This window comes from Micromonospora sp. NPDC005220 (genome assembly GCF_040607895.1).
Classification (GTDB): domain Bacteria; phylum Actinomycetota; class Actinomycetes; order Mycobacteriales; family Micromonosporaceae; genus Micromonospora.
Map to the genome: position 1 here is coordinate 1 of NZ_JBEXHP010000095.1, position 21,685 is coordinate 21,685.

General features: G+C 71.6%; 23 protein-coding genes. 10 read left to right on the top strand and 13 right to left on the bottom strand.

The features are described 5' to 3' along the window. Positions 1-102: 102 nt before the first annotated feature. Genes ABZU52_RS25635 through ABZU52_RS25645 form a run of 3 tightly spaced genes read right to left on the bottom strand, consistent with a single transcriptional unit; the run spans position 103 to position 2,729 of the window. Positions 103-870 (bottom strand): nucleotidyltransferase domain-containing protein, encoded by a 768-nt coding sequence (locus ABZU52_RS25635; RefSeq protein WP_354973524.1) that lies wholly within the window; start codon positions 868-870, stop codon positions 103-105. Positions 871-906: 36 nt separating this feature from the next. Further along, complete coding sequence (locus ABZU52_RS25640; RefSeq protein ID WP_354973525.1) at positions 907-2,247, bottom strand: hypothetical protein; 1,341 nt, start codon at positions 2,245-2,247, stop codon at positions 907-909. A gap of 5 nt (positions 2,248-2,252) precedes the next feature. After that, positions 2,253-2,729 carry a hypothetical protein gene (locus ABZU52_RS25645; protein WP_354973526.1) on the bottom strand — a complete coding sequence of 159 codons (477 nt, stop codon included), beginning with the start codon at positions 2,727-2,729 and terminating at the stop codon, positions 2,253-2,255. Positions 2,730-2,832: 103 nt separating this feature from the next. On the opposite strand from ABZU52_RS25645, the gene ABZU52_RS25650 reads away from it, so the two are divergent. Together ABZU52_RS25650 and ABZU52_RS25655 are read left to right on the top strand one after the other, a co-directional pair. Beyond that, entirely contained in the window at positions 2,833-3,690 is an 858-nt protein-coding gene (locus ABZU52_RS25650) for a copper resistance protein CopC (protein WP_354973527.1), read from the top strand. Positions 3,691-3,938: 248 nt separating this feature from the next. After that, positions 3,939-6,344: a ricin-type beta-trefoil lectin domain protein gene (locus ABZU52_RS25655; RefSeq protein WP_354973528.1), complete on the top strand. Its 2,406-nt coding sequence runs from the start codon at positions 3,939-3,941 to the stop codon at positions 6,342-6,344. Between the two features lie 66 nt (positions 6,345-6,410). Here ABZU52_RS25655 and ABZU52_RS25660 read toward each other — a convergent pair whose 3' ends face one another. Continuing rightward, a complete protein-coding gene (locus tag ABZU52_RS25660; RefSeq protein WP_354973529.1) occupies positions 6,411-6,797 on the bottom strand; it encodes a DUF2267 domain-containing protein in 387 nt (128 codons plus the stop codon). Between the two features lie 180 nt (positions 6,798-6,977). Between ABZU52_RS25660 and ABZU52_RS25665 the strand changes: the two genes are divergently transcribed. From ABZU52_RS25665 to ABZU52_RS25675, 3 genes are all read left to right on the top strand, one after another. Continuing rightward, positions 6,978-7,310: a nuclear transport factor 2 family protein gene (locus tag ABZU52_RS25665; RefSeq protein WP_354973530.1), complete on the top strand. Its 333-nt coding sequence runs from the start codon at positions 6,978-6,980 to the stop codon at positions 7,308-7,310. A gap of 195 nt (positions 7,311-7,505) precedes the next feature. After that, complete coding sequence (locus ABZU52_RS25670; RefSeq protein ID WP_354973531.1) at positions 7,506-7,838, top strand: STAS domain-containing protein; 333 nt, start codon at positions 7,506-7,508, stop codon at positions 7,836-7,838. After that, positions 7,838-8,263 (top strand): ATP-binding protein, encoded by a 426-nt coding sequence (locus ABZU52_RS25675; protein WP_354973532.1) that lies wholly within the window; start codon positions 7,838-7,840, stop codon positions 8,261-8,263. Before ABZU52_RS25670 ends, ABZU52_RS25675 begins: the two co-directional genes overlap by 1 nt. Before the next feature lie 12 nt (positions 8,264-8,275). Here the strand turns inward: ABZU52_RS25675 and ABZU52_RS25680 are convergent, their stop codons facing one another. Next, a complete protein-coding gene (locus ABZU52_RS25680) occupies positions 8,276-9,820 on the bottom strand; it encodes a SpoIIE family protein phosphatase (RefSeq protein WP_354973533.1) in 1,545 nt (514 codons plus the stop codon). A 300-nt stretch (positions 9,821-10,120) separates the two neighbouring features. On the opposite strand from ABZU52_RS25680, the gene ABZU52_RS25685 reads away from it, so the two are divergent. Next, positions 10,121-10,498 carry a nuclear transport factor 2 family protein gene (locus ABZU52_RS25685; RefSeq protein ID WP_354973534.1) on the top strand — a complete coding sequence of 126 codons (378 nt, stop codon included), beginning with the start codon at positions 10,121-10,123 and terminating at the stop codon, positions 10,496-10,498. Position 10,499: 1 nt separating this feature from the next. On the opposite strand, the gene ABZU52_RS25690 is transcribed toward ABZU52_RS25685, so the two are convergent. Both ABZU52_RS25690 and ABZU52_RS25695 read right to left on the bottom strand, forming a co-directional pair. After that, positions 10,500-11,027: an SUKH-4 family immunity protein gene (locus tag ABZU52_RS25690; RefSeq protein WP_354973535.1), complete on the bottom strand. Its 528-nt coding sequence runs from the start codon at positions 11,025-11,027 to the stop codon at positions 10,500-10,502. Between the two features lie 164 nt (positions 11,028-11,191). After that, positions 11,192-11,662, bottom strand: coding sequence for a molybdenum cofactor biosysynthesis protein (locus ABZU52_RS25695; RefSeq protein ID WP_354973536.1), 471 nt, complete (start codon positions 11,660-11,662; stop codon positions 11,192-11,194). A gap of 105 nt (positions 11,663-11,767) precedes the next feature. On the opposite strand from ABZU52_RS25695, the gene trpB reads away from it, so the two are divergent. From trpB to ABZU52_RS25710, 3 genes are read left to right on the top strand one after another with little or no spacing between them, the layout of a single operon-like run. Beyond that, positions 11,768-12,949: a tryptophan synthase subunit beta gene (gene trpB, locus ABZU52_RS25700; protein ID WP_354973537.1), complete on the top strand. Its 1,182-nt coding sequence runs from the start codon at positions 11,768-11,770 to the stop codon at positions 12,947-12,949. Next, entirely contained in the window at positions 12,946-13,668 is a 723-nt protein-coding gene (gene trpA / locus ABZU52_RS25705; protein ID WP_354973538.1) for a tryptophan synthase subunit alpha, read from the top strand. Before trpB ends, trpA begins: the two co-directional genes overlap by 4 nt. Before the next feature lie 56 nt (positions 13,669-13,724). Next, a complete protein-coding gene (locus ABZU52_RS25710) occupies positions 13,725-14,456 on the top strand; it encodes a GntR family transcriptional regulator (RefSeq protein WP_354973539.1) in 732 nt (243 codons plus the stop codon). A 6-nt stretch (positions 14,457-14,462) separates the two neighbouring features. Here ABZU52_RS25710 and urtE read toward each other — a convergent pair whose 3' ends face one another. The 6 genes from urtE to ABZU52_RS25740 form a co-directional block, all read right to left on the bottom strand. Beyond that, entirely contained in the window at positions 14,463-15,155 is a 693-nt protein-coding gene (gene urtE, locus ABZU52_RS25715; RefSeq protein ID WP_354973540.1) for an urea ABC transporter ATP-binding subunit UrtE, read from the bottom strand. After that, on the bottom strand, positions 15,155-15,988 hold the full coding sequence (gene urtD / locus ABZU52_RS25720; RefSeq protein ID WP_354973541.1) for an urea ABC transporter ATP-binding protein UrtD: 834 nt from the start codon (positions 15,986-15,988) through the stop codon (positions 15,155-15,157). Before urtD ends, urtE begins: the two co-directional genes overlap by 1 nt. After that, positions 15,985-17,163 (bottom strand): urea ABC transporter permease subunit UrtC, encoded by a 1,179-nt coding sequence (gene urtC, locus ABZU52_RS25725; protein WP_354973542.1) that lies wholly within the window; start codon positions 17,161-17,163, stop codon positions 15,985-15,987. Before urtC ends, urtD begins: the two co-directional genes overlap by 4 nt. Continuing rightward, a complete protein-coding gene (urtB, locus tag ABZU52_RS25730; protein ID WP_354942925.1) occupies positions 17,160-18,047 on the bottom strand; it encodes an urea ABC transporter permease subunit UrtB in 888 nt (295 codons plus the stop codon). Before urtB ends, urtC begins: the two co-directional genes overlap by 4 nt. A 75-nt stretch (positions 18,048-18,122) precedes the next feature. Beyond that, entirely contained in the window at positions 18,123-19,367 is a 1,245-nt protein-coding gene (gene urtA, locus ABZU52_RS25735) for an urea ABC transporter substrate-binding protein (protein ID WP_354973543.1), read from the bottom strand. Positions 19,368-19,788: 421 nt separating this feature from the next. Beyond that, entirely contained in the window at positions 19,789-20,871 is a 1,083-nt protein-coding gene (locus ABZU52_RS25740) for a substrate-binding domain-containing protein (protein ID WP_112590253.1), read from the bottom strand. A gap of 96 nt (positions 20,872-20,967) precedes the next feature. Between ABZU52_RS25740 and ABZU52_RS25745 the strand changes: the two genes are divergently transcribed. Beyond that, positions 20,968-21,432, top strand: a complete 465-nt coding sequence (locus ABZU52_RS25745) for a MarR family winged helix-turn-helix transcriptional regulator (RefSeq protein ID WP_354973544.1) — start codon at positions 20,968-20,970, stop codon at positions 21,430-21,432. Positions 21,433-21,685 lie beyond the last annotated feature (253 nt).

Here is a 21,685-nt window from a genome sequence, read left to right on the forward strand (position 1 = left end):
CGCTTTGCCACCGCCTGACCGCCGCGACGCCGCCCAGTCGACAGGCCGGACGACGTGTCACCCAACACCGCGAACGTTCGTGGTCACAGCACTAGCGACGCGCTACGCGGCGATCTCGTCGCGTACCCGTTGTTGGAAGGCGCGGGCCTGCGCCCCGGTGGGCGGCGGCCCGCCGTGCCGCGCGGCGACCGCCCGCTGGATCACCTCGGCCCGGTCGCCGGCGTCGATCAGCCGCTGGCCGGCGGCGACCTTCGCCAGCCAGACGCCGTCGCGGTGGCGCACCAGCGACCGGCAGGCGCCGAGTACGGCGTCCTCGGTGCCCGGCGCGGGTTGGTCGGCCGGTGGTGTGGGCAGGGCCAACCACCAGATCAGCGCCTCGATGAGCAGTCGGCGCAGGTCGGCCGGCGCGAGGTCGGCGAAGGCCTCCCCCGCCGGCGGCCCGAGCAGCGCGAGTCCACTCTGGTGCAGGATGCTGCGATCGAGGCCGTACCAGAACCGGCCGTCGGCCATCGGGCGGTCGGCGGGGTCGAGGGTGCGGCGGAACGGCATGCCGGCACCGGTGTTCAGTTCGACCTCGAAGCCGGGCTCCGGGGTGCCGGAGGCGGCCACCGCCCGGTGGTAGACGACCAGTTCCAGTCCGCGCGCCGGGCAGGGCAGCGCCTCGTGTCGCAGCCGCGCGACAAGCGTCCGCTTGACGGTCTCGGTGAGCGGGACGGCGCTGAGCAGCGCCACGTCCACGTCGCTGCGGCCCGGCTGGTACGCCCCGAGCCCCACCGAGCCGGCCGCGTACGCGCCGACCAGGTCGGCGCCGAGCACGCCCCGGGCGGTGCTGACCAGGTCGTCGAGGTAGCGCTGAAGATCGGAGTCCACGGGGCATCATGACGCACGGGTCGGGGCCGGGCGGGGCTACCCCGCGTACAGCAGCAGCAGACCGGCGACGGTGTAGGCGACCATCAGCGCCAGCAGGGGTAGTTGACCGGCCACCGCCCGGGCCCGGGGGAACAGGTACAGGGCGCGGTCGTGGGCGAGCAGTGTGCCGAGCAGGTGCCCGAGGATGATGACGGTGATCTGGACGCTCGCCACCCCGGAAGGCGTGACCAGCGCGGTCTGCGGCTCCCAATGGGCGGTGCCGAGCCAGTTGGCGCCGGTGCCCAGCGGGTCGGAGAGCAACGCGACGGTGCGTTGGCCTTCCAGGATCAGCAGCGAATAGTAGTGCGCCACCACGTACCCCACCGCGATGGGCACGATGGAGTGGGCGATCTCCCCCGGCACCGCACGGGCGTCGGCCGCGTCGGCGCGACCGATGCGTCCCGCGGCGCCGGTGGCGGCGAGGTACGCCACCGCGACGGCGGCGATGACGAGGCTCAGACCGGCGCTGCCGGTGACCGCCGGGTGCAGACCGTTCTCCTGGCTGAAGCGCAACCAGCCCGGGGCGTTGGAGAGGCTGTCGTACATGGTCGAGCCGAGCAGCACGATCACCACGGCGACCAGCCCGGGGCGGGGTCGCAGGCCGGCGATCCCGTCGAGCGGGTTGCGCCACACCAGGACGCCGTCGGCGGCCCGGCCGACCGGCGCGAGCTGACCGATCAGGCTGCTGTACGCCTCGAACGGGTCGGCGTGGTCGAACCAGCCGGCCCCGAACACCACCGCGCCGGCCAGCAGGACCACCGCGTACCCGGCCAGCCAGGCGGTGATGACCGGCAGGGTGGCCCGGTCGGGGGCGACCAGTTCCAGCCAGACGAACCCGAACAGGGTGGCGGCGGCCGGCCACCAGCCGGCGCTGTCGGGCAGCTCACGGAGCCCACGGTTCGGGTCGCGCCGCGCGGCCAGCGCCGCGAGCAGGTGCACCGTACGCAGTGGGTTGACCGCCCGCCAGACCGGGCCGAGCAGCAGCGACAGCGGGGCCAGCCCGACCCAGAGCAGCACGTAGAGCGCGCCGGCGGTGGGGTTGTCCGGGGTGTCCGGCCCGCCCAGCAGACCGAGGCAGAACCAGCCGGCGGCGAGCAGGCCGAGCCCGCGCAGCGCCCACCGGAACGCGGGCGCGTCGACGAGTCGGGCGAGCCAGCGCGGCACCGGGCGACCGCCGGTGGCGTCCCGGTCGAGCCGGGGTTCGCGCCAGAGCAGACCCAGCGCCACGAACGTGACGACGAGGGTCAGTGCGGCGGCGACGACGAGCTGCGGCAGGGTGATCGGCAGGTCCTGGCGGCCACCGACGCCGTGTGCCAGCAGCGTGGGAGCGGCCGTCATGCCGCTCAGCGGACGACGAGCTGGAAGAGCACCAGCTCGGACTCGTGCGTCTCCACCTCGAACAACCCGGTCTTGTCGGCGCGGAACTCCACCGAGCCGGGAGTGCCGGCCGGCAGCCGAGCGCCCAGGTCGTAGCCGTGCACGTGCAGCTCGTCGGACACGTCGGAGGTGACAGTGATCCGGACCAGCTGGCCCTTACTGACGGTGACCCTTCCGGTCGGCGGGTCGACCCGCTTCTTCGTGATGGTCACGGTGATCTGTTTGTCGACCGGGGTGGTGCTGGCGGAGGCGCTGGGTGTGCCGGTGGCCGTCGGGGTCGGTGCGGTGGGGGTGGCGCTCGCCGGGGCCGCGGACGTCGGCGCCGTCGAGGGGGTGGCCACGGACGGGTCGTCGTCCTGCCCGCAACCGGCCAGGAGCAGGGCGGCGAGGGCAGCGGCGGCGAGGGTGGCCAAGGTGCGGGCGGCGGGGGTACGGACGGACACGGGCGGACTCCGAACGACGCGAGGGGGACGGCTGTCGGGTTGATCGTCGGGGAGGAGAACTCTACGTCTTGTTACGTGCCGGGGAAATGACCATGATGAACGGATGCGATCGAAGCTGGTCACTGTGCGTAACGTCCTGAGTCGTGCCGTGGCGGCGTTGGCGGCGACAGTGGTGGTGTCGCTGCTGCTGCCGGTCGCCCCGGCGTCCGCGCACGGCCAGCTGGCGACCTCCACTCCGTTGAAGGGGACCGTGGTACGCCAGCCGCTGGCCCAGCTGGCGTTGTACTTCACCGAGAAGCCGGCCTCGAACGCGCACTTCGCCATCACCGGGCCGGATGGGTCGCGAGTGGACAACGGCTGGTCGTACGGTGAGCCGAAGCGGCTGGACAAGCCGGTCACCGAGTACTTCATGGTCAACGGCGTGTTCGAGCCACGGCTGTACCACACCGGTTTCCCGGCCATGGTTACCGTCGCCCACTGGCCGGCGAAGGGTCGCTACACCGCCAGCTACCTCTCCGTCGCCTCAGACGGTGAGGCGGTGCGGGGCGAGGTGACCTTCGACTACCAGGGGCCGGGCACGGCGGCCCCAGCCGGTTGGTCGGCGCCCACGGCGGGGCCGGACCCGGCGCTGCTGGCCCAGGCCGAGGGCGAGGGCTCGACCAGCTCCGGGGCCAGCGGCAGCCCGGTCGGCCCCACCGGCGCTCCGGCGAGCCCACCGGCCGGCGCCGCCGAGGAGCAGCGCGACACCGGGTTCCCGGCCTGGCTGGTCCCGGCCCTGATCGTCGTCGTGGTCTCGGCGATCGTGCTGGTGGCGGCCCGCCGTCGGCCGGCGGCGGGCAGAGCCGCCACGGCGGCCCGACGGCCCGCCGACAAGGGTGGCGCCCCGGCCCGCAAGGCCACCAACCCGACTCGGAAGACCGGCAATCGGACCGGTGGTTCGGGGCGGCGGGGACGGCGTTAGGCCGCCGCGGCAGTTGGGCATTTCTCGCGTATCGCCTCGAACTTTCGCACGGACATTGGAAACTTTTGATGTATCGACGCGAAGCCATGGACAGTCCAATCGAAACACCTTAATGTCTCGACCCATCCACCCGGTATTTCCGCACTGTCACTCGTCGGCGTCGAGGACGTTACGGAGCCGGGCCGACGGTCATCCTCACCGCTGATCCACGCCGACCGTCGGACACTCCACTGCCTCCTGGAGGAACGATGGGCACACCCCTGCTACGCCGACTCCACCATCCCGTCCTGGGTGCGTTGGCACTCGTCCTCACCGCCGGCCTCTGGGCCGTCCCCGCCACCGCCGCCCCCGCGCAGGAGCCGGGCGTCACGCTGCGCGTCTTCGACGTACAGGTGCCGCTCTCCGAGCTGTGCACCCTCAAGCCCGCCCAGACCCCGAACGTGGACAAGCTGATGTCCACCATCAACTGGACCTCGGCGGCCGACTTCGGCTTCGAGGACAACTTCGTCTCGCAGGTGCTCGGCAACATCACCACCACCCAGGCCGGCAGCTACACCTTCCGGCTCAGCAGCGACGACGGGTCCAAGCTGTCGATCGACAACGCCGTGGTGATCAACCACGACGGCCTGCACGGCGCTACCCCGCCGAAGGAGGGCACCGTCACCCTCACCGCCGGAATGCACTCGCTGCGCATCGACCACTTCGAGCGCGGCGGCGGGCAGCAGATCACCCTGGAGTGGAAGACGCTCGGCTCGTCGACCTTCGCGGTCGTACCGAACTCGGCGCTGAGCACCGACGCCGGCGTGGTCCGGGTGACCGCACCCGGGCGCAAGGAGTGCGAGGGGGTCTCCGACTCCCCCGGCGACGGCCTGCCACTGACCGGTGTGCACCCCGGCTACACGCTGACCAACCTGCGGCCCAGCGGCTTCCAGCCGAAGGTCACCGGGATGGACTGGTTGGCCGACGGCCGGCTGGTCATCAGCACCTGGGGCGGCAGCGACCAGTCCGGCACCTCCCAGGACGGCGAGGTCTGGATCCTCGGCAACACCGGCGGGTCGACGAGTCCGGGCAACGTGACCACCAAGAAGATCGCCGGCGGCCTGAAGGAGCCGATGGGGCTCAAGGTCGTCGACGGGGTGGTCTACGTGACGGAGAAGCAGCGGTTGACCCGGCTGGTGGACACCGGCGGTGACGAGGTGGCCGAACGCCTGGAGACCGTCGCCACCTGGCCGTACGGCGGCAACTTCCACGAGTTCGCGTTCGGCCTGCTCTACCAGGACGGGTTCTTCTATCTGAACCTGTCGGTGTCGATCAACTCCGGTGGCGCCACCACCAACCCGCAGCCCGCCACCAACCGGGGCACCACCCTGAAGGTCAACAAGGACACCGGCGCGGTCAGCTACGTCGCCGGCGGCCTGCGTACGCCGCACGGCATCGGCTGGGGCCCGGAGGGCGGCATCTTCGTCACCGACAACCAGGGCGGCTGGCTGCCCTCCTCGAAGCTGCTGCACATCAAGCAGGGCCGGTTCTTCAACCACTACACGAACCCGGCCGGCCCGTTCGACACCGCAGTGGTCACCCCGCCGGTGCTCTGGATGCCGCAGAACGAGATCGCCAACTCGCCCAGCACGCCGCTCTACCTGACCACCGGTCGATACGCCGGCCAGTTCGTCATCGGCGACGTGACCTACGGCGGCCTGCAACGGGCGAATGTGGAGAAGGTCAACGGCGAGTACCAGGGCGCCCTGTTCCGGCTCACCCAGGGCCTGGAGGCGGGCGTCTCCGAGGTCAACATCGGCCCGGACGGCGCGATCTACGTCGGGGGGCTCGGCGCGGGCGGCAACTGGGGTCAGACCGGCAAGCTGTCGTACGGCCTGCAGAAGCTCACCCCGAACAGCGCCACCACGTTCGAGATGCTCGCGATGCGCGCCACCACGACCGGCTTCGAGGTGGAGTACACCCAGCCCGTCTCGGCGGAGACCGCCGCCGAGCTGGCCGCCCGCTACAAGGTCAAGCAGTGGCGGTACGTGGCCACCTCGGCCTACGGCGGCCCCAAGGTCGACGAGGAGACGCTGACCGTCACCTCGGCCACCCTGTCCGCGGACGGCAAGAAGGTCACCCTCGTGGTGCCCGGTCGCAAGGCCGGCCGGGTGGTGTACCTGCGCTCGCCGCGCCCGTTCACCTCCACCAGCGGTCAGTCACTGTGGAGCACCGAAGCGTGGTACACGCTCAACTCCATCCCGGGCAGTCCTCCCCCGCCGGTCGGCGGCACCATCACCGGCGTCGGCGTCAAGTGCCTGGACGTCGACAACGCCGGCACCGCCGACGGTACGAAGATCCAGCTCTGGACCTGCAACAACACCGCGGCGCAGTCGTGGACGCGGGTCGGTGACACCTACCGGGTGCTCGGCAAGTGCCTGGACGTGGACAACGGCGGCACCGCCAACGGTACGAAGATCCAGCTCTGGACCTGCAACGGCACCGGCGCGCAGGTCTGGCAGCCGCAGAGCGACGGGTCGATCCGCAACCCGCAGTCCGGCAAGATCATGGAGGCCGCCGGCGGTAACACCGGCGACGGCACCCAGATCCAGCTCGGTACGTACGCGGGCGGCGCACATCAGAAGTGGGTGGTCAGTAGCGGGGTAACCGGCTGACCTCGGACGAGGGGCGTGGTCTGACCGCGGGTCAGGCCGCGCCCCGGTTCGGAGCCGCGGCGTCGGTCAGGGGCCGTGCGGCAGCGGCTGCGCCAGTGCCCGCAGGTCCGCTGGGAGTTGGGCCAGGGCGTCCTCGAACTCCCGGTGCCCGACCACACGGTGCATCGTCTGGAGCACCGCGCGGATGCCCCGTTCGGCGGCCGGGCGGTCGACCCCGGCGCGGTCGGCCACCCGGCGCAGGAACTCGTCGTAGCCGAACGCCTCCGCCGGCTCGGCGGCCTTGACCAGCAGCGGGCTCAGCTCGTCGGCCAGGTGCGGGACCAACGCGCCCGCCTCCCCGCCGCTGAGCCGCTCGGTGAGGGTCCGCAGGACCGCCTCGGTGAGCGGGCGCGCCTGCTCCGGCGGGAGACCCGCCCGTGCCGCAACCTTGTCGACGAACGCCAGCTCGGCCATGCCTCCGCCCTTCGCCTTCGGAAACGCGTGGCTACCCGGGCCCACCGGCAGCAAACCCGGCGACCGGAGCGGGATGGTTCTGCTGGTTGATCCGCGCGGCGCGGTCAGCTTCTCGTACCGTGAAACCGGACCGGGAACCCGACGGCTGCCCGACGGCGGCCCGTGCCGCAGGAGGAGCAGATGGCCCTCGACCTGCCCGACGTGATCGACCGGTACTTCCGGGCCGTCGGTGACGGTGACCTGGACGCCTTCGTCGCCTGCTTCGCGGACACAGCGAGCGTGGCCGACGAGGACCGGCTGTACGAGGACCGGCCCTCGATCCGCTCCTGGCGGGAGCGGACGATGTCGGAATACTCGTACACCGCCGAACCGCTGCGGGTCACGCCCCAGGCCGGCGACTCGTACCTGGTTCTCACGCGAGTGTCCGGCGACTTTCCCGGCAGCCCGATCGAGCTGCGGTACCGGTTCACCCTGCGCGACGGCCTGATCGGCGCCCTGGACATCCGCCCCTAGCGACCGCCCGGGCCACCCGTGAGGCTGAGCGAATCCGTCGCCCTGACCCGTCCCGCGCCCCTCCGCCGGCCCGTCGCACCGCGGCGGGTGCGCTTTCTCGTGATCAACCGCCGAACGGAGGACACGATCGACCGGCCATCGGATGACATGATGTCCCGACAACGGCTGACGCGACGAGAAAGGGTCTGCTGTCCGATGGCGCACTTCGAGGCCCGCACGTACACGGCACCGGAGCGGATCGTGGTCATGCTGACCGGTGAGTGCGACCTGGCGGCCCAGCCCGAACTGACGACCGTGCTGTCCGCGGCGGTACGCGCCGCTCCGGTGGTGGTGGTCGACGTCGGCGGGCTCCGGTTCCTCGACTCCACGGGCCTGCACGGCCTGGTGACCGCCCATCAGGCGGCACACGCCAACGGCCGGCGCCTGTACGCGGTGAACGCCTCCGGCCAGGTCGCGACCGTCCTCGACATCACCGGCGTCGGCGATCTGCTGCGTCCGCCCGCTGACGACCCGCGGCTGGCTAGCTGATGGCGGCCGACCGACCCAAGGCCCACGCCGTGGCCGAGGAGCCTCCGTCCGCCCCGCGCGTCGACACCATGGCGTACGAGGTGGCGACCGACCTGCGGCCGCTGCGCGCGTTCGTCTGCCACGGCGCCATGGCGCAGGGCCTTTCGGCCGAGCGGGTGGAGCTGCTGGCGCTCGCGGTCAGCGAGCTGGCGACCAACACGTTGCAGCACACCACCGGCGGCGGCCTGGTCCGACTCTGGGCCGAGGGTGACCAGGTGTTCTGCGACGTCGTCGACCAGGGCCCACCGCGGGCGCTCGGCCGGGACATGCCCGCCGCCAACGCGGTACGCGGCCGCGGGCTGGCCATCGTCGAGCAGATCTGCGACGAGGTGCGGGTACTCACCGCCGGTGAGGGCACGGTGGTCCGGATCCGGCTCTCGCGGTGAGCCGGGCGCGGCTCAGGGCAGCACGCGCACGGCCAGGGTGCACGTGTCGTCGTCCGGGCTGGGGTGATGCAGCAGATTCCGCAGCCGGGCGAGGGTCTGCTCCCCCGGCGCGGCGCTCAGCGCAGACAGGGTGGCGCGTACCTGAGGTAAGCGGTCCGGCTCGGGCTCCCGGCGCTCGACCAGGCCGTCGGTGTAGAACAGCACGAGGTCGTCGGGGCGCAAGCGCGGGGTGAGCACCGGGTACGTCGAGTCGGCGACGACGCCCAGCAGCAGACCCGGAGGGCATTCGAGCGGGTCGGTCCGACCGGCGCGGGACAGCAGCGGCGCCATGTGCCCGGCACGGCCCCAGCAGAGCTCCCGGGTCGCCGGGTCGTAGACGGCGACCACGGCGGTGGCGGTGATCGAGAGCTGGCGGCAGAGCCGGTTGAGGTGCCCGAGCAGCGCCGACGGGTCCCCAATGCCGATCGACAGCCAGGACACCAGGGCGAAGCGCAGGTGCGCCATCCCGCTCGCCGCGTCCAGGCCGTGACCGGCGACGTCGCCGACGGCGAGCACGACCGTGCCGTCCGGCAGGGCCTGCGCGTGGTACCAGTCACCGCCGACCCGCGCGGTGCTCTCGGCGGGCAGGTAGTTGACCACCGCCTCGATGCCGGGCAGGGCGAACGTCTCGCGGGGCACGGGCTGGATGAGGTTCTGCAACTGCCCGGCGAGCCGGTGTTCGGCCAGCGCGGTCATCTCGCGCGTCCGCAACTGGTCACTGAGCCGTTCGATGGCGGTGCGCGAGTCCACCCGGGCGGTCACGTCCTGCACCACGGCATGGATCTTCAGCGGTGCGCCGTCCGCGTCCCGGGAGACGTCGGAGAGGATCCGTAGCCACCGCACCCCGCCGGCCGTCTGGAACCGGACCGTCACGTCGGAGGACTCCCCGCTGTCCAGCGTCTGCCACGCCGCCTCGCGCAGCATGTAGTCGTCGGGTAGCAGGGCGGCGGCCTGCTCCGCGCGCGAGAGCGGGCCGAGCGCGGGATCCCGCTCGAAGATCCGGTACATCCCCGGTGACCACTGGCTGACCCCGGTGGCCAGGTCGTACTCCGCCCAGCCGAGGTTGCCCAGCAGCTCGGTACGGTCCAGGCGGCGACGGTCCTCGTCGAGCCGCTGCCAGGACACCAGCAGGCCGCCGAGGACACGGTGCACCTCGACGTCGAACAGCGAGTCGGCGACGACGCCGCTACGCTTCTCCAGGTACCGGAAGTCGGCCAGGCGGCCGGACGCACCGGTGGTGAACACCCGTTCGTAGAGCTGCCAGAGCGGCCCGCCGACCATGCTGGGGTACAACTCGCTCAGGCAGGCGCCGACCCGGTCGACGCCCCGACCGTAGATGTCCCGGCTCTGCCCACTGGTGGCCGCGATCCGCCAGTCGGCGACGGCCCGGTGGTCGTCGGGCACCGGCACCAGCCAGGTGCACCCGGCCGGGACCACCGCGAGGATCTCCCGGACGACCGTCTCGACCGGCCGCGTCGCTTCGGCGGCGTGCGCGCCCAGACCGTCCTGGTCCGCCATGCCACGAAGCCTAGACGAGTTGTGCCGAAATCCCGTCAGTGGTCGTCCTGCTATCCCGGGCCGCACCCCGGAGTGACGTAGTCATGGACGCTGCGGGTGAGTCGTTGAACTGTCTGGGTGCCGCTGCGCAACGGTCCGGCGGTGAGGAACGCGACAGCGATTTCCGCGGCCCGCGAGGCGTCGAAGCAGCGCCGGCAGACTCGCCGCCACGCCGATGCGCCCACGCCAGGCGGTGCCGACTGCCACAATGCGGTCAGTCCGGACGGTGGTGCCGGGCGAAGGAGACCGGGAGGACGGCACATGCCGAACAGCGCACTGGAGGCGGAGCTGCTCGACGCCGAACGCACCCTGCAGGCCGCACAGCGGGCCGGTGACGTCGCGGCCCTCGACCAGTTGCTGGTCGACCAGCTGATCGCCATCGGCCCGGACGGGCGTATCCAGACCAAGCAGGATGACCTGGCCGCCCACCGGGACCGCCGCTCGGTCGTGCAGGAGCTGGTGGAGGAGGAGCTGGATCTGCTCGTCGTCGGTGCCACCGGGGTGACGTTCTTCCTGGGCCGGGTGTCCGGCGTCTTCGAGGGGGCACCGTTCGCGGCGCGGCTGCGCTACACCCGGACGTGGGTCCACGACGACCCGCACGGCTGGCGGGTGCTGGCCGCGCACATCAGCCCGGTCTGACTCAGCTGCCGTCCTCGTCGTCCTCGTCGAGCAGGCCCTGCTCATCGAGGAACGCGAACCACCTGTCGTCGGCGGGGGTCAGGTCGGCGTAACCCGGCCCGAGCAGGTAGTAGTCCACGAAGGATTCCACGTCGGGGGCGAGCTCCTCGAACGCGTCGGCCATGAACCACTCGGTGCCGTTCGGTGGGAAGTACCAGATCGCCCCGGTGCCGCGATCCATGAAGACCGGCTCGTCGCTGCGGGTGCCGATCACCAGCCAACCGGCCCGGTCCTGCGGGATGGACGAGAACTCCGGTGCGTAGTCCAGGTGGTACTGAATCCCGGGGAGGGTCGACGTCGACGCCAGCTCGATGCGACCTGCCCGCAGCCCGTCGGCCACCAGCAGGAGGTTCCGCAGGTCGGCCGGGAGGCCCGCCGGTACGGCGTCGATGGCCGCCCCCTCGCCGAACTCGGCGTACGCCAGGCTTTCCGGCAGCTCGGCCAGGTCAGCCCGCAGCTCCTCGATGAGCTGCCGCAGCTCGGCGTTCACCGCACCACCTCTGTTCCGATGAGGTCCCGTCCGGCAAGGCCCCGGCTGCCCGGAGACCCACGAGCCGATGCGCGGTTTGGTTCTACCACGCATCGGCTCGTCGGGGCGTCACCTCGCCGATTCCGCCAGCCGGGCCGTCACCACCAGTTCGTCGAGCTGTCGACTCAGGTCACGACGGCGTCGATCGCGCCGACGCGCAGGGTGCCGTCGTTGAGGGGCGTGCAGCGGATGCCGCCGGTGGTGCGCAGCGCCTTCCACGCCCCCGGGCCGACGGTGACGTCCATCCAGGCGCAGGGTCGGGCCGCCCGGTTGACCCGCAGGCTGACCGGGCCGTCGCCGGAGTCCAGCACCAGCACTCTGCCGATCAACTCGTCCACGGCGATCCTCGTGGTGAGGATGTTGCGCCGCACCTCGGCCAGGCCGATGCCGGCCGGCAGCGACTCCTGGGCGATGACGGTGACGCTGGCGTCGCGGTGGGCCTGCTGGCCGAAGTACCGGTCGCCGACGATGCCGAGGCCGGCTCGGATCCGGACGGCGTCGACCAACTCGCCGGGCGGGGCCGGTGCCGGGCCGTCGGCGGGCCGGCCCAGGAATCGGTGCACGGGCGAGGCCAGCAACTCGACGATCTCCGGCATGACAGGAATTCTACGAAGCGGACCGGGTGCCGCGGAGCAGGTCGACGCATGACCCCGGCGCGTCTCCTGTTGCCAGGGTGGGCCCTTCTGTTCTATAACTGTTGAATGAGTTCTATAACAGTGCGGTCGACAGTGACTCCCGGGCGGTACGGGAGATACGGCGGGCGGTACGTGCCGGAGTCCCTGATCCCCGCCTGCGAGGCGGTCGCCGACGCCTTCTCGCAGGCGTGGGCCGATCCCGGGTTTCGCGGCAGCTTCGCCGCGCTGCTGTCGGCGCACGTGGGACGGCCGACCCCGCTGACGCCGGCCCTGCGGCTGTCGGCCGAACTCGGCGTGACGGTGCTGCTCAAGCGGGAAGACCTGACACACACCGGATCACACAAGATCAACAACGTGCTCGGGCAGGCGTTGCTGGCCCGGCGCATGGGGCGTACGCGCCTGATCGCCGAGACCGGAGCGGGCATGCACGGCGTCGCGACGGCGACGGCCGGCGCCCTGCTGGGCCTACCGGTGAAGGTCTTCATGGGCGAACGCGACGTGGAACGCCAGGCGCACAACGTCTTCCGGATGCGGCTGCTGGGCGCCGAGGTCGTTCCGGTGACCACCGGCAGCCGTACGCTGAAGGACGCCACCAGCGAGGCCATGCGCCACTGGGTGACAGACGCCGACGAGGCGTACTACTGCGTGGGCTCGGTCATCGGTCCGCACCCCTATCCGGTGATGGTCCGCGAGTTCCAGCGCGTCATCGGTGACGAGGCCCGGCAGCAGTGCGCGGCGGAGCTGCCCGCCGCCACCCCCGACTACGTGGTCGCCTGCGTCGGCGGCGGCAGCAACGCGGCGGGCACGTTCGCCGGGTTCGTCGAGACGTCGGCGCAGCTCGTCGGGGTGGAAGCCGAAGGCGGCTCCGGCGCGGCGAACGGGGAGATCGGCGTTCTGCACGGTTTCCAGTCGCTGTTCCTCCAGGACGAGCACGGGCAGATCAAGGAGGCGCACTCGGTCGCGGCCGGGTTGGACTACCCGGGCGTCGGACCCGAGCACGCGTACCTGCGCGATCTGGGGCGCGCCCGGTACGTCACCGCCTCCGACGAGGAGGCGATCGCGGCCGCGGTCCGGCTGGCGCGGGCGGAGGGCGTGCTGCCCGCCATCGAGTCGGCCCACGCGATCGCCTGGGTCGTTCGCGCCGCCGGCACGCCGGAGCTGCCCAGCGGATCGACGGTGCTCGTCACCCTCTCCGGGCGCGGCGACAAGGACGTGACCACACTGATCGCGGAGGCGGACCTCGGATGAAGCTGCTGATGCCCTACCTCACCGGCGGGATCGTGCCAGGCTGGACGGCGTTCCTGAGCGCCTTCGAGCACGCCGGAGCCGACATGATCGAGGTCGGGCTGCCGTTCTCCGATCCCACAGTGGATGGTCGCACCATCCAGGAATCCTCGGACGCGGCGCTCGCCCGAGGTGCCACGCCCGCCTCGGTCCTGGCAGACCTCGGCAGAGCGCGGGTGGGCATCCCCCTCGTCGCCAGCACGTACGCCAACATCGCGCTGCGGCCGGGGTTCGGCGACGCGCTCACGGCGGCCGGGGTGACCGGGCTGATCGTGCCCGACCTGCCCCTCGACGAGCTGGCCGGACTGGACGTGCCGGGCGTCCAGGTGAGCCTGCTCGCCTCGCCCGCCACGCCGGACGACCGGCTCGCCGAGATCGGCCGGCGCAGCCAGAGCTTCGTGTACGCCATCTCGATCATGGGCACCACCGGCGAACGCGAGCGGCTCGCACCGTCGGCCGTCACGCTGGCCGCCCGGCTCAAGCAGGTCACCGACCTACCCGTGCTGCTGGGCTTCGGCATCTCCACTCCCGAGCAGGCGGGCGAGGCGGCGGCGGTCGCCGACGGAGTCATCGTCGGCGCGGCCATCATGCGGCGCATCCTCGACGGGGCGAACCCCGCCGAGGTCGGCGCCTTCGTGGCGTCGCTGCGGGCCGCGCTGTCTCCGGTGGCCCCCGTGCGATGATCGGCGGTGGCCGTCGACGACGGGAGCGGACGGTCGACGCATCGGGAGGCAGAACAGTGGCACGCTATCGGGCCATCGCCGCCGACATCGCCGCCAAGATCCGCGACGGCCACTACGCGCCGGGCGAGGCGCTGCCCGCGCAACGCGAGCTGAGCACGGCGTACGGCGTCACACTGATGACACTGCGGCAGGCCCTGCGCGAACTGAGCGCCGAGGGGTTGATCGTCCAGCAGCCCGGCAAGGGCACCTTCGTCGCACCGCCCCACGCGGCGTACCAGCTGGGATCCTTGCGGAGCTTCGGCGACGACCTGCGCGAGCAGGGCCACGAGGTCCACACGACGGTGATCTCCCGCGCGCAGCGCCGGGTGCCCTCGCGCGTCGCGGCCCAGCTGCGGGTCCGCGAGGCCGAGACGGGCCTGCGCCTCGAGCGGGTCCGCGCGTTCGCCGGCCGCCGCGCCATCCACCAGATCTCCTGGGTACGCGAGCCGCACGCGAGCCGGTTGCACGACGTGGACTTCACCAGCACATCGTTGTACGCGGCCCTGGCCGACCTCGGGGTGGTGGTGGCCCGGGCGGCGGAGACGATCCGTCCGGAGGTGTTGAGCGCGGCAGTGGCCCGGCATCTGGACGAGGCCGAGGGAGCGCCGGTGCTGGTCAGCGACCGGATCACGTACGCGCCCGACGGGACGGCAGTGGTGACGGACCGGGCGACGATGTTGGGAAGCATGATGCAGATCACCGCCGACCGGGCCGCCACTGGGCTGTCCCTCCACTACGGAGCGGTCTGACCCGGTTCAGACCGCCAGGGCCGCCCGGACCTCCCGCTCCGCGGTGACACCCCCGTCGCCGTGCGAGGTGACCCGGCCGGACTCCAGCACGTGATAGCGGTCCGCCACCCGCAACGCGAAACCCAGGTGCTGCTCGACGAGCAGCACACTGAACCCGGACTGCCGGGTCAGCTCGACGATCCGCTCCTGGATCTCCGCGACCACCGACGGCTGGATACCCTCGGTCGGCTCGTCCAGCATCAGCAGCCGGGGCCGGGTGATCAGGGCACGGGCGATCGCCAACTGCTGACGCTGACCGCCGGAGAGCAGCCCGGCCCGACGCCGCAGCAGCGGGCGCAGCGCCGGAAACAGATCCAGCACCTCCGCGGTGGCCACCGCCCCGTCGCGCCGGCCGTCGGCGACCAGCCGCAGGTTCTCCGCGGCGGTCAGGTGCGGGAAGCACTGCTGACCCTGCGGGACGTACGCCATCCCCCGCGCCACCCGCTCGTGCGGCCCGGCGCGGGTGACGTCCTCACCGTCCAGCTCGACGGTGCCGGCGCTCGGGCGTAACAACCCGGCCGCGACCCGCAGCAGGGTGCTCTTGCCAGCGCCGTTGTGCCCGAGTACGGCGGCCACCCCGTCGGGCCTGACCGCCAGGTCGACCCCGTGCAGCACCCGGGAGCGCCCGTACCCGGCGTGCACCCCGCGCAGCGTCAACATCATGCCTCCAGGCCGGTACGGGCCGACCCGGCGTCGACCGGGTGGCCAAGGTAGACCTCCTGCACGCGCGGGTCCGCCTGGACCTGCGCGACAGTGCCCTCGCTGAGCACCCGGCCGGCGTGCAGCACGGTGACGCTGCGCGCGAACCGACGCAGGAAGTCCATGTCGTGCTCGATCACGACGACAGTGCGATCCCGGCTCACCGTCTCCAGCAGAGCGCCGGTGGCGTCGCGTTCCTCATGGCTCATCCCGGCCACCGGCTCGTCCAGCAGCAGCAGCCGCGCGTCCTGCACCAGCAGCATGCCGATCTCCAGCCACTGCTTCTGGCCGTGCGCGAGCGTCCCGGCGAGGTGCCCGGCCCGCTCGGTCAGGCCGATGGTCTCCAGCGCGGCGGCGATCTCGTCGGGGACCCCCCGGCGACGGCGGGCCAGGGTCGCCCAGCTGCGCCGGGCGCCGGCCGCGATGTCGAAGTTCTGCAACACCGACAGCTCCTCGAAGACCGTCGAGGTCTGGAAGGTCCGCCCGATGCCCAGCCGGCTGATCCGGTGCACCGGCCGGCCGAGCAGTTCCTCCTCACCGAACCGGACCGAGCCGGTGGCCCGGACCAGGCCGGTGATCGCGTCGACCAGGGTGGTCTTGCCCGCGCCGTTCGGCCCGATCAGGAACCGGATGTCGCCGGCGGGTACTTCCAACGAGACGCCGTCGACGGCGGTGAAACCGTCGAAGCTGACCCGCACGTCACGGACGGACAACCCGTCCAACCGCTCGCCGCTCATGCGGTGCTGGCTGGGCATGCGCTCACGGCCCTCGCTGCGCTCGGTGCGTTCGCTCATGCCGGCACCTCCGTCCGCTCGGGGCGCCGTCGGCCCAGCGACAACCACCCGCGCCGCTGCGCGCCGACCTCACGGCGGCGGGCCAGCGCCCACAGCGACGCCAGGCCGCCGGGCAGGAACGCCACCACGACCACGAAGAGCAACCCCTGAAGGTACGTCCAGGTGCCCGGGAAACGCTCGGACAGGGCGGTACGCGCCCAGGCCACCGCCACCGCGCCGAGCACCGGGCCGAGCAGGGTCGCCCGGCCGCCCACCGCGACGCCGATGACGAACTCGATCGACGGGACGATGCCGATCAGCGCGGGCGAGATGATGCCCACCGCCGGCACGAACAGCGCCCCGGCCAGCCCGGCCATGCCGGCCGCGACCACGTACGCCACCAGCTTGACCGACGCCGGGTCGTAGCCCAGGAAGCGGACCCGTTCCTCACCGTCGCGCACCGCCACCAGCAGCTCGCCGTAGCGGCTGTGGATGAGCTGACGGGCCAACGCGAGCAACGCCAGCAGCGTCCCGGCGATGATGAAGTACACCATCCGCTGGTTGACCGGGTCGTCCAGGTCGTAGCCGAAGAAGCCCTTGATGTCGGTGAGCCCGTTGGTGCCGCCCGTGGTGCCCTGCTGGCCGATCAGCAGGATCACCATCGCGGCGGCGAGGGCCTGGCTGAGGATGGCGAAGTACGCGCCGCGGACCCGGCGGCGGAAGACCAGCGAGCCGAGCCCGAAGGCGACCGCCATCGGCAGCAGCACCGTGGCGGGCAGCGCGAACCACGGGCTGGCGAACGGCCGCCACCACAGCGGCAGCTCGTCGAGTTGCCCGTACAGCTGCATGAAGTCGGGCATCCCACCCGGGCCCGCGTCGGCGAGCTTGAGGTGCATGGCCATCGCGTAGCCGCCGAGGCCGAAGAAGACGCCCTGGCCGAGGGTGAGCATCCCGCCCCGGCCCCAGGCGATCCCGATGCCGACCGCGACCATGGCGACGCAGAGGTACTTGGCGAGCAACGCCAGCCGGAAGTCCGACAGCACCAGCGGGGCGACCGCGAACAGCAGCGCCGCGCCGAAGGCGAAGCCGGCCAGGGTCCGCATCCGCGAGCGGCCGGCGGGCCGGCCCGGGGGTACGGCGCCGGCGGGCGCCGGGTGCACGGCGGTGTCGGGCGGCGCGGGGGTGACGGCGGTCATGCGAGGCTCCTGGTCCGCAGAGTGAACAGGCCCTGTGGCCGCCACTGGAGGAACGCGACGATCGCCACGAACACGATCACCTTGGCGACGCTGAGGGTGGTCAGGTACTCCCCGGTGGCCTGGAGCACGCCGAGGGCGAAGGCGACGATCACGCTGCCCTTGAGCTGGCCGATCCCGCCGACCACGACGACCAGGAAGGCGTCGATGATCAGGTTGGTGCCCATGGTCGGTCCGATCGGGCCGAGCAGGGTGAGGGCCACCCCGGCGAGCCCGGCCAGGCCGGAGCCGAGGAAGAAGGTGGTCCGATCGACCCGGGAGGTGGCGATGCCGGACACCGCGGCGAGGTCGCGGTTCTGCACCACCGCACGGATCCGACGCCCGAGCGGGGTGAGGCGCAGCGCCAGGGTGAGCGCCGCGACGGCGGCCAGCGCCAACGCCAGGATGAACAGCCGGTTGTTGGCGATGGTCAGCCCGCCGGGCAGCGCCACGTTGCCGGTGAGCAGCTCCGGCGCGCGGGTCTGCACGTTCGGGCTGCCGAAGATGTCCCGGGCCAGTTGTTGCAACATCAGCGACACGCCCCAGGTGACCAGCAGGGTGTCCAGTGGCCGGGCGTAGAGCCGGCGGATGAGCAGCACCTCCAGCAGGACGCCCATCGCGCCGGCGACCACGAACGCGACCGGCAGCGCGACCACCAGCGACAGGCCGGCGCCGGTGATGCTCTGTTGCAGCACGTAGGTGGTGTAAGCGCCGGCCATGATGAACTCACCGTGCGCCATGTTGATCACGTTCATCTGGCCGAAGGTCAACGCGAGGCCGAGCGCGATGAGCAGCAGCACCGCGCCGATGCTGATGCCGGTGAAGAGTTGACCGAAGAGGACTGTCACGGTGGGTACTCCGAACTGCTGGTCGGGTGGCCCGGGCGGAGCGCGTCGTCGCGGTGCCCGCCCGGGCCGGCGTCGTCAGCTCAGGCCGCTCGCCCACGGGTAGGTCTTGAGGTACGGGTCCGGCGCGACAGGCTTACCGGAGTTCCACACCTCGGTGATCAGACCGTCCGCGCCGATCTTGCCGATCCGGGCGGTCTTGGCGATGTGCTGGGTCTTGCCGTCGACGGTGACCAGACCCTCCGGCGCGTCGAAGGTGATCCCGTCCGAGGCGGCGCGGACCTTCTCCACGTCGAAGGCGCCGGCCTTCTCGACCATCGCCTTCCACAGGTGGACGCCGACGTACGCGGCCTCCATCGGATCGCTTGTCGGCTTGTCCGCGCCGTACTTCGCCTTGTACGCGGCCACGAACTTCGAGTTCGCCGCCCCCGGGGTGGTCTGGTAGTAGTTCCAGGCCGTCAACTGGCCCTCCAGGTACTGGGTGCCGATGCCCTTGACCTCTTCCTCGGCGATCGACACCGACACCACAGGCATCGCCGCGGCGGTCAGGCCGGCCGACTTGTATTCCTTGAAGAAGGCCACGTTGCTGTCGCCGTTGAGGGTGTTGAACACCGCGTCCGCGCCGGACGATTTGACCTTGTTGACGATGGTGCCGAACTCGGTGGAGCCGAGGGGCGCGTAATCCTCGCCCGACACGGTCATCCCGTTCGCGGCCGCGTACGCCTTGATGATTTTGTTGGCGGTACGGGGAAAGACGTAGTCGCTACCGACCAGATAGACCGACTTCGCACCCTGCGACTTGAGGTAGTCGAGCCCGGGAACGATCTGCTGGTTGGTCGTCGCTCCGGTGTAGAAGATGTAGGGCGACTGCTCCAGACCCTCGTACTGCACCGGGTAGAACAACAACGCCTTGTTCTTCTCGAACACCGGCTTGACCGCTTTGCGGCTGGCCGACGTCCAACAGCCGAAGACGGCGGCGACCCGGTCCTCAGAGATCAGCTTCTCAGCCTTCTCGGCGAAGGTGGGCCAGTCCGAGGCCCCGTCCTCGCCGACCGGCTGGATCTTCTTGCCCAGCACACCACCGGCCGCGTTGATCTCCTCGACCGCGAGCATGATGGAGTCGCGGACGGTGACCTCGCTGATCGCCATGGTCCCGGAGAGCGAGTTGAGCAGGCCCACCTTGACGGTGTCGCCGGAGACGTCGGCGGTGACGCCGGCCGCGCCGCCCTCGTCGGTGGTCTTGCTGCCGCACGCGGTCATCGCGGCCGCGGCGACCAGGGTCATGGCACCCGCCAGGATGCGGCGGCCCCGGAATAATGACATCTACTCTCCCTGCGGTGCACTCAAGTGACGAAAGGACGGTCGGTGCGGTCCGATGGAGCTGACGTGGGCGGTGCCGAGGTCGACGGGTGGACGCCGCGCAGGGCACCGGATCGGATATGGGCAGGGAAAGCGTCGACCGGCATGATTGCGCGGGTGTTTCCCGGTCCTTAATTGACTGTTTCCGAGGGGCCCGTCGGGCGCGCACGAAAAAACGGCCGACACCGTTGGGAGGAGACGGTGCCGACCGTTCGGAAAGACGCGAGATATATGCCACCACAATGGTCGACGGACGAATCCGTCGACGATGGCGGCACAATGGTGGGACCTGACCCCGGTGCCAGATACTTCACCCAGGAAGCATCTTAGGACGGCATCGGGTGGCGCTGTCAAGGGTCCGGTCAGCCGGCTGCGGGTGCCCGGTTCAGAGCTGGGCGAGCACGGTGAAGTCGAGCCCGTCGGCCTCGGCCAGGTAGATGCGCTGACGCACGTGCCGCTGGCGCAGCCGCAACCTCCCCCGCGGCCCCTGGTAGGCGACCGTGTCGGCGGCGGTCTCGATGGCCCGTACGTCCAGGGTGCGGGCCTGGCCGATCAGCGCGGCGAGCAGCATGACGCCCTCGTAGCAGGACTCCCCCAGGCTGCCCAGCGGCGGCGCCTCCACCCCGAACCGCCGCGCGAACTCGCCGTGGAAGTCGAGATTCTCCTGGGTCACCAGCCCGGCGAAGAAGCCCGCCGTGCTGTACAACCTCCGGGTCGCGCCGGCACCGCTGGCCAGCAGCATGTTCTCGTCCATCAGAGTGCTCAGCCGCAGGCAGCGCTGATCCAGACCCGATCGGGCGAACGCCCGGTTGAACCGCACCGCGTCGGCACCGACCAGCAGCATCAACACCGCGTCCGCGTCGCTGTGCTCGATGCGGCGCAGCACCTCGGTGAAGTCGTGCGCGTCCAACGGAAGGAAGTGCCGGCCCACCACCTGCCCACCGCCGCGCAGCGCGTACCGCTGGGCCGCCCGCGACGTACGGCGCGGCCACACGTAGTCGTTGCCCACCACGAACCAGCGACGCACGCCCTGCTCCCCGGCGAGCAGCCGCATCGCGGGCCACAGCTGGGCGTCCGGCGTCTCGCTGGTCAGGAAGACCCCCTCGGTACGCTCGCCGCCCTCGTAGAGTGCGGTGTAGACGTACGGCACCCGGTGCGCGACGCGGGGCGCCAACGCCTGGCGCACCGAGGAGATGTGCCACCCCGTCACCCCCTGCACGGCCCCCACCGACACCAACGCCTCGACCTCGGCGGCCACCTCGGCCGGCGGCGCGCCACCGTCGACCGGCACCAGCCGCACCTCCCGGCCCAGCACGCCACCGCACCGATTGATCTCCTCGACCGCGAGTTGCGCGCAGAGCTCGCAGGTGGGGCCGAACATGCCGGCCGGCCCGCGCATCGGGTAGACCAGCGCGATGCTGACCACGGCACGGTCGACGGTCAGCCACGGCGGTGCCGGCGCGGACATGAGCACATGATTGCCCGGCCCACGACCGAAGACCAGCGTTCACCACTGACCGGGACGACTCGCTACCATGACAGGGCCACCGGACCAGGGAGTTTCATGTCAGACGTGCCCGGGGCGCCAGCCGACCTGCTGCGCTCGCTCACCCGCGCCGAACGGCTGCTCTCCCGCCGACTGGGCGCCGTCCTGGCCGACGACGCCCTGAGCATCGAGGCGTGGCGGGTGCTCTGCCTGCTGGCCGACGGCCAGGGTCACCCGATGAGCGAGGTGTCCGCCGAGGCGTCGCTGCCGCCGGGCACCCTCACCAAGCTGGTCGACCAACTCGTCGACCGCAACCTCGTGTTCCGCCGGATCGACCCGATCGACCGTCGGCGGATTCGGGCCTACCTGACCGCCCGGGGCCGCCGCGAGCACGCCCGCCTGGACGAGCGGGTCCGCGCGAGCCTCGCCGAGTTGGGAGTACCGCACGCCGCCGACCTGGTGAGCCAGCTCGACGACCTGATCGGCCGTCTCGACCCGGCTCGGCAGCGGGAGCACGCCGGCGCGTCCGGCCCCCACCGCTGACCTCTGCCCGGCGCACCGACCAACCCTCAGGGCGAGCCCCGGTCTCACCCTGCCCCCGACGCGCCAAGAATCGCGATGCGGACTGGCCTTGAGCGCGACCCGACCGCAAGCACCACCCGCCCGCGAACGACACCCGCCCGCGAACGACACCCGCCCTTGCGCGCCACCCGACCACACGCGCCGCCCAGCCGCGAACGCCGCCCGACCACCCGCGCCACCCGCCCGCGAACGCCGCCCGACCACACGCGCCACC

Excerpts from the sequence above, each read along its gene's own strand:
- urtC (WP_354973542.1), bottom strand. The coding sequence starts at position 17,163 with ATGACCGCCGTCACCCCCGCGCCGCCCGACACCGCCGTGCACCCGGCG.
- ABZU52_RS25675 (WP_354973532.1), top strand. The coding sequence starts at position 7,838 with ATGGCGGCCGACCGACCCAAGGCCCACGCCGTGGCCGAGGAGCCTCCG.
- ABZU52_RS25640 (WP_354973525.1), bottom strand. The coding sequence starts at position 2,247 with ATGACGGCCGCTCCCACGCTGCTGGCACACGGCGTCGGTGGCCGCCAG.
- ABZU52_RS25680 (WP_354973533.1), bottom strand. The coding sequence starts at position 9,820 with ATGGCGGACCAGGACGGTCTGGGCGCGCACGCCGCCGAAGCGACGCGG.
- ABZU52_RS25740 (WP_112590253.1), bottom strand. The coding sequence starts at position 20,871 with ATGTCCGCGCCGGCACCGCCGTGGCTGACCGTCGACCGTGCCGTGGTC.
- ABZU52_RS25660 (WP_354973529.1), bottom strand. The coding sequence starts at position 6,797 with ATGGCCGAGCTGGCGTTCGTCGACAAGGTTGCGGCACGGGCGGGTCTC.
- trpA (WP_354973538.1), top strand. The coding sequence starts at position 12,946 with ATGAAGCTGCTGATGCCCTACCTCACCGGCGGGATCGTGCCAGGCTGG.
- urtA (WP_354973543.1), bottom strand. The coding sequence starts at position 19,367 with ATGTCATTATTCCGGGGCCGCCGCATCCTGGCGGGTGCCATGACCCTG.
- urtE (WP_354973540.1), bottom strand. The coding sequence starts at position 15,155 with ATGTTGACGCTGCGCGGGGTGCACGCCGGGTACGGGCGCTCCCGGGTG.
- ABZU52_RS25745 (WP_354973544.1), top strand. The coding sequence starts at position 20,968 with ATGTCAGACGTGCCCGGGGCGCCAGCCGACCTGCTGCGCTCGCTCACC.
- urtD (WP_354973541.1), bottom strand. The coding sequence starts at position 15,988 with ATGAGCGAACGCACCGAGCGCAGCGAGGGCCGTGAGCGCATGCCCAGC.
- trpB (WP_354973537.1), top strand. The coding sequence starts at position 11,768 with ATGAGTTCTATAACAGTGCGGTCGACAGTGACTCCCGGGCGGTACGGG.
- ABZU52_RS25655 (WP_354973528.1), top strand. The coding sequence starts at position 3,939 with ATGGGCACACCCCTGCTACGCCGACTCCACCATCCCGTCCTGGGTGCG.
- ABZU52_RS25665 (WP_354973530.1), top strand. The coding sequence starts at position 6,978 with ATGGCCCTCGACCTGCCCGACGTGATCGACCGGTACTTCCGGGCCGTC.
- ABZU52_RS25695 (WP_354973536.1), bottom strand. The coding sequence starts at position 11,662 with ATGCCGGAGATCGTCGAGTTGCTGGCCTCGCCCGTGCACCGATTCCTG.
- ABZU52_RS25670 (WP_354973531.1), top strand. The coding sequence starts at position 7,506 with ATGGCGCACTTCGAGGCCCGCACGTACACGGCACCGGAGCGGATCGTG.
- ABZU52_RS25650 (WP_354973527.1), top strand. The coding sequence starts at position 2,833 with ATGCGATCGAAGCTGGTCACTGTGCGTAACGTCCTGAGTCGTGCCGTG.
- ABZU52_RS25685 (WP_354973534.1), top strand. The coding sequence starts at position 10,121 with ATGCCGAACAGCGCACTGGAGGCGGAGCTGCTCGACGCCGAACGCACC.